Here is a 5,756-nt window from a genome sequence, read left to right on the forward strand (position 1 = left end):
ATCCTTCCCCTCAAGTTTTACGGGAAATTGAAGATAGAGTCGCATTGTCGATTGGGTTTAAAGAACACCAAAGAATCTCAGTTGTTCATCATGACACGGACAATCTTCATATTCATGTTGCGATTAATAAAATTCATCCTCAAACCTTTAATATGATTGAACCTTACAGAGCATATAAGACCTTTGCGCAAGCTGCATCCCAGCTCGAAATTGAATTAGACCTTCAAATAACCAATCATCAAACTCGGAAAAACCGTTCGGAAAATCTTGCTGATGATATGGAGCACCATTCAGGTATTGAAAGTTTAATTAACTGGATGAAGCGTCATTGTAAAGAAAAAATAGAGGCGTCTAGAAGCTGGAAGGAGATTCATAGTATTTTGGCAGAACATGGGTTGATAATACGTGTTAAAGCGAACGGTTTTGTTTTCTGCAATCCGCAAGAAATGACTGTTAAAGCTAGCTCTATTTCCAGAACCTTTTCTAAAAAAAATCTCGAAGCCAAGCTAGGTCCTTTCGTACCATCTTACTCAGAGGGCGATGCACCTGAGTCTAATGTTTACCGTTATGAACCATTAAATAAAAAGATACTTGGCTCTGCGCTCTATGCCACATATAAGCATGAAAAATCACACAATAAACACATTATTTCAGACAAACTTAAAAATTTGCGGGAGGCTAGAGCCAAACTAATTGAGAAGGCTAAAAAGCGAGGTCGAATTAAAAGAACGGCTTTAAAATTAATGAACCTTTCTAAAATACAGAAAAAATTTCTATATAGTCACATCAACAAAACGTTACTTAATGAAATCGATAGCATAAGAAAAAATTACGCCAAAGAACGAAGCAGGTTATTAGATTTTTACCGGAACAAAACCTGGGCTGATTGGTTGAAACAAAAAGCACAAGAAGGCGATCAGGAGGCCTTAGTGGCAATGCGTTATCGTAATCGTAAAAATAATCATGATTACACCATTTCAGGTAAAGACTCAGTTTCTACTATTTTCAATTTTAGACAAATCGACTCTGTTACCAAAGAAGGCACTGAGATTTATAAGAAAGATAAGAGCGTTATTAGGGATAATGGAAAGGAAATTTTCATTTCTAAAGGTGGTTCTATTTCAGCGCTTAAAAGAGCGTTGGAGATGGCACGGCAGCGTTATGGTGACTGCATTTGTGTGAACGGGTCTCCACTATTTAAAAAGATTATTTTGCAAATTGTCATTCAATACCAAATGCCGATCACTTTTGCTGATTTGGATTTGGAAAATCAACGTCAAAAACTAAACTTTGAACAGGAGAAATCTCATGAGCAATCAAGATCAAACTGGCAATACCATCGAAGAAGAACTCCAAGAAGCCATGAGGTTACTGGAACAACCACTGGAATTCGGATTCCGAAGCCCGACTCTTTCAGCCTTAGACAAGGCTCGCCAGCCAAAGATCACAACGGCTTGCGAAGCTTGTCCCAATGCGATTTGGTTCAGCTCACCAGAAGAGGTCAAGTGCTACTGCAGGTTGATGCACATGATCACCTGGAGCGGCAAGGATTCAAACTTGATAACCATGTGCGACGGAAAACTTCTCGATTAAAGAAGAAGGGAAAGGGCTATAAGAATTAAAGTCTCTTCCGAGAATTTGGAACCAGCAGCTTCCTCGATTGCGACGATCACTTCCTGAATAAATAAGTATTCCTATTTTGCCGAGATGGTTAAAATATTCCCTCAGCGTTTTCCATGATGAGGGAATATTTATTGAGATATCAGTGGGAAGAAGTTCAGGAAAGCGTCTGCCGTATTTTCCTATAGTTTGAGCACATGAAGGGATCTTACATTTAGCTGTATTTTGAAGCCATTCACCTATCTCCTTAATAGAGAAATAATTTCTGTTGTTCTTATTAAGAATGATGAAATTATAATAAAAAGCCGTTTGCCATAGAACTTTATTGCAGCCGAAAATCCAATCTCCGTCAGAGACATCTACACTAAGATAATCTGGTAATTCACCTGATGAATGCTGAAGATATTTGATATAAAAACTCCATGCAGGATGTTTTTCATCTTCCTGTTCAAGTTGCTCTCCATATTTCTTACTACGAATTATCTTTAACTCTTCAATAGCCTTTTCTAACAATGGTTTCGCTTCTTGCTCTTGCTTTAATCTCTTAATTTGTTCCTGCTGATATTCTTTTTCTATTTTCTGAACCCTTAGGCTCAATTGTTTTTCAAGTTCCTTACTTTCAGAAGAAGCTCGGGCGTTATACAGCCATTGAGCACGATTCGGATCATTAATACATAGCCAAAAAGTTTCCCAGTTCCTTACATCGTTCGGTGTAAGGTCAGATAGATCAATTTCAATAGTAGATATATTAGCAGCCTTAATTTTCTCAATTTTTTGCTCGTCAACTTTATGTCGATAAAATACTTCTATCATGAGTTTCTGATTGTTTGTTATAGCTAGAATATCGGCCCGCATTTGATTGAGCTCTTGTTCTTCTTGTACAGAGTCAAAGGAAATAGACCTGCCTCTCGCGACAAGAGTTTTAGATTCGAAATGCATTTTCCCTTTCGAATCTAAAATGTTTTTGTTGATGGTATATTCAGGGAGCTTAATTTGTTTTCGTTCCTTTATAATCTGCTTAGCAGCCATGTGGATGGCACTTTCCAATCCTTCTTCACATTCAATAGTAGTTGCATGCTTAAAGTGGTGCTGATTTTTTGTGCCTTTCGCTGCGATTAGGGGGGTACTGCAAGATGGACAAATACAATTGCAACTCTTACCACTCTCAACATTAGCAATATGAACAATGACATTATTTTCATTTAATCCAAAAGGAAGCTTTATTTTTAAAGATTTCATTATGTTTCCTAATTTAAAGAGCTGGTGACTAGAAATATCAAATTAAGGAGATTTCTGGTTTTGCATAACCAAAATGGCCAGCAATACGCTGCAGTTTGATTGTTAGGACAACATCGATAGGTTGAAAATTTACATGGCTTGAACCGTAGTATTTGTTAGATACTGTTATTTTTACGCCATTACTTGTAGTTTCTATATCAGGATTAAAGTCATATAGCGGTTTGTTAAAAATATTGCCTGCCTTTTCAAAAGGACCAAAATTTCTTGGTAATATTAAATGGCCATTCTTTTGTAGATATTCTGTAGTGAGTGTTTCAGAAAGATGGATCCATGACGGAAACGAATTAGCTACAAGCATTTTTTGAGCAGCCAGGAAAGTAAACATTTCTTCGCCTAATACATAAGTGTCTGGAAGGTCTGATGGTAAATCCACAAGGCATTTCCGACGTTCTTCTATAAAAGCGGATGGAGTGAGAACAAAAATTTCTGCTTGCCCAATATTCTCTATGGGTGCGAAGGCATCCGACAGTAAAGCAGCCTTTGATTTATAACCAAAAAATGCAGCAACAAGCTCATGAGCATGGCTTGATTTTAGTTTAACCCCATGATTATTGGAAATGACACGAAGTTGATCCGCGCACAGTTTTGAAATGGACATTTATAGATCCTTATTAAATAGCTGGGCTTAATTTTGTTTTCATGAGTGTTTAAGGAAAACTGCCAGCAGTTAATAAAGATTAACCACAAAACAGATTACGCTTTTGAAAATCGTTTTTTGGCCTCTCATAACCAGGGATGTCGACAAACCTGATGGAAGTATACATTGAGAAATTTAGAAATTACAAGATAAATAGAAGGTTAGATGTTGGCAACATTTGAACCTGTCAATTGCTGCCATATTCAATTGATCCTAGGTGATACTAATCACATTTGTCTTTGGCGTTAATTGCAAGCGGCTGTTTTGCTTAACAATACTATCAATTTTTGACTTTAGCTGACGTTTTACACCTTCAATGCCTAACTTACTCCTGTAAGCTAAGTCATTAAAATCATTGAATTGCTTAGGGTTTGATGATTGTTCACCTGGGGAAAAAATTGGTAAAACAATTAAGCCATTGACTGCATCTGCAGCTTCAATCGCTTTTTCTTTACCAGGATTTGTGCGCTTAGGAGATAATAATTCAATATGTTTATCATCATCAGCGGCTATGATGATAGGTTTTTGAGGGTGAATTTCACGCATTGCAACGGCTACTGCTTTAAGATTTCCCGAATCAAATGCTGAAACAACTGCTGACAATTGGATTGCCTCTTTTATTGTTGCAGCCGTAGCATAACCTTCTGCAATTATAATCACAGGCGCATCTGCTAGCTTTTCTAAACCACCCAACACATGAAAGAAACCTTCTTTTTTTGAGTCTTTTGCAAACCGTTTTGTCCCATCTTCCGCAATATACTGGACAGTCCAAAGGTTACCTTCGCAATCTATTGCTGGGATGCAGGTTAATTTTTTTTCTTCATCAGTATATACACCAGAATGAACCTGAATACCTTTGGCCAGCATATAAGGTGTTGGTTCTTTTACTTCTATCATCGTGGATAATTTTTGTTTGAGCCTTAATGCGGTATTTTTTTGTTTGGCCTCAAGCTCACATTGACGGGTTTGTTGATGCTTAAGTGCCTCTACTTTAAGTGTTGCCTTCTGCTCGTCAGTTAAAATGTAACCCTTAGATTTCCACTTTAGTTCGGCACCAGTCCGATTATTTATAATGTATCCTGCTGGAATACCATCTAAATAAGCTACATAAAATCCTGCCTTCTCATTATTGATATCACCCTCTGTGGTGATACGATGAGGTTTGCCATCCATGATTGGATGTGCTCCTGAAACAATAGCGCCAAGGCTTAATAAGGCCGCTTTAAATTCATCTTCAGGTGTAGGTGCTTTAACCTGTAATTGTGACTGATGCTCAGGAATCCAGGCTCTGATTTTCTCAGCAGAAACGCCAGGTTTTGCATACCAACACTTTTGTACTTTATCCCAGGCAATAGCTGGTGTTCCATCAGGGAGTTTTCCTATAGTGGATTTGGCAATTTCTTTTTGTTGGAAGGGAATGCTTAACCAGACTTTTTCAGAAGTGATATTTTCAGACGCCATAACGACTTTCTCTTTGAGTTTATCCTCCTTGATTTCAATAAATTCTCCCAGATTAATATCTTGAGTTTGTTCTAATGCACATAAGTGATTCACTATTTTCTCTGCATCAGCGGATGCCCTGAATATTTCTAAAGGGTCGTCTTCTAAAACCCGTATCCATGATTTGATGTATGCGGTGTGTTGAGAAGGGTCATGACCTATACCAAGTTCGGCACCTAAAAGCATACTTGCAATTTCTGCCCTTAATTCTTCTTTAGCATAAGCATCTGAACCAAAGGGATGGCCTAAATCTCTATCCAATCTTGAGGGATGACCGCTCCAATGCCCTAGTTCATGTAGGGCAGTAGCATAGTAGTTGGCCGCAGATTTAAACTGCTCTTTAGGGGGAAGATGAATGCTATCAGTCGATAATCTGTAAAAAGCTCTGTCTGCTTCAGAATGCTCAATGTTAGCACCTGAGTTATGGAGTAGTTTTTCTGCTCTTTCAATTAAGGACCAATCTGGCTCTTGTGCAATGAGTTCTGGCATATTATCAATTTGCGAAGCATAAAATACCGTTGCATAAAACACCTTAGGTCGTTCAAGATTCACCTGCACTTTTAATGGATTGCCCTGTTCGTCAAGCATAGGTTTACCAGCATCATCGTGCTTGGTTTGTTCTTCATGAAATTTCCAATATTGGATTGTGGTGCCTTTTTCGCCCTTGCGAACTTGCGCGTCTATACTTTGTGCTTGTTTG

General features: G+C 38.0%; 4 protein-coding genes. 1 reads left to right on the top strand and 3 read right to left on the bottom strand.

The features are described from left to right. The coding region (gene traI, locus Q0495_RS05390; protein WP_298623908.1) for a TraI/MobA(P) family conjugative relaxase at window positions 1-1,622 on the top strand (1,622 nt) is incomplete at its 5' end. Here traI and Q0495_RS05395 read toward each other — a convergent pair. From Q0495_RS05395 to Q0495_RS05405, 3 genes are all read right to left on the bottom strand, one after another. Beyond that, window positions 1,552-2,859 carry a competence protein CoiA family protein gene (locus Q0495_RS05395; protein WP_298623909.1) on the bottom strand — a complete coding sequence of 436 codons (1,308 nt, stop codon included), beginning with the start codon at window positions 2,857-2,859 and terminating at the stop codon, window positions 1,552-1,554. The two genes, traI and Q0495_RS05395, sit on opposite strands and share 71 nt — an antisense overlap. Window positions 2,860-2,896: 37 nt before the next feature. Then, window positions 2,897-3,517: a hypothetical protein gene (locus tag Q0495_RS05400; RefSeq protein WP_298623910.1), complete on the bottom strand. Its 621-nt coding sequence runs from the start codon at window positions 3,515-3,517 to the stop codon at window positions 2,897-2,899. A gap of 252 nt (window positions 3,518-3,769) precedes the next feature. Beyond that, window positions 3,770-5,756, bottom strand: a 1,987-nt coding sequence (locus Q0495_RS05405) for a zincin-like metallopeptidase domain-containing protein (RefSeq protein WP_298623912.1), incomplete at its 5' end; no start/stop codon positions are given.

It is taken from the genome of uncultured Legionella sp. (genome assembly GCF_937871865.1).
Lineage (GTDB): Bacteria > Pseudomonadota > Gammaproteobacteria > Legionellales > Legionellaceae > Legionella.

What these genes read in the sequence shown, in the direction of transcription:
- Q0495_RS05395 (WP_298623909.1), bottom strand. Translation starts at nt 2,859, where the DNA reads ATGAAATCTTTAAAAATAAAGCTTCCTTTTGGATTAAATGAAAATAAT.
- Q0495_RS05400 (WP_298623910.1), bottom strand. Translation starts at nt 3,517, where the DNA reads ATGTCCATTTCAAAACTGTGCGCGGATCAACTTCGTGTCATTTCCAAT.